General features: G+C 64.8%; 1 protein-coding gene. It reads left to right on the top strand.

Translation table 11 applies throughout. From position 1 onward, the window contains the following. Nucleotides 1–160: 160 nt before the first annotated feature. On the top strand, nucleotides 161–639 hold a 479-nt coding region (locus E5W70_RS32625), incomplete at its 3' end, for a heme biosynthesis HemY N-terminal domain-containing protein (RefSeq protein WP_292665491.1).

Here is a 639-nt window from a genome sequence, read left to right as displayed (position 1 = left end):
ACCATGGCGACTACGCCAAGGCGCTCAGCGAATACGAAACCCTGCCTGAGGCGGCCAAGGCCGCCGGCGCCGAGTTTGCCGGCAAACTGAAAGCGCGGATGGAGGTCGAGACACAGATCGATTCGCTCATCGCCGGCGCAATGAAGGCGTGAGGAACCCTATGATACGCATCCTCGCCTTCCTCGCCGTCGTCTTTGCGCTTGGGCTCGGCTTCGCCTGGCTGGCCGACCGGCCGGGTGAAATGCTCGTCACCTTCAACGGCTATCAATATCAGGTCAGCCTGATGGTCGCGGCGGTGGCGGTGGTCGCCGTGGTTGCCGCGGTGATGATCGTCTGGTGGCTGGTCAAGGCGCTGTGGAACAGCCCCTATACGATCTCGCGCTATTTCCGCGTGCGTCGCCGCGACCGCGGCTATCAGGCGCTGTCGACCGGCATGATCGCGGCCGGTGCCGGTGATGGCGCGCTCGCCCGCAAGAAGACCAAGGAGGCGGCAAAGCTGATCCGTTCCGACCAGGAGCCGCTGATCCAGCTGCTCGACGCGCAGGCCTCGCTGCTCGAAGGCGACCATGAGGGCGCCCGTGAAAAATTCGAGACCATGCTCGACGATCCCGAAATGCGGCTGCTCGGCCTGCGTGGGCT

Source organism: Mesorhizobium sp. (assembly GCF_005063415.1).
Classification (GTDB): Bacteria; Pseudomonadota; Alphaproteobacteria; order Rhizobiales; family Rhizobiaceae; genus Mesorhizobium.
This window is presented reverse-complemented; position numbering and strand designations above follow the sequence as displayed.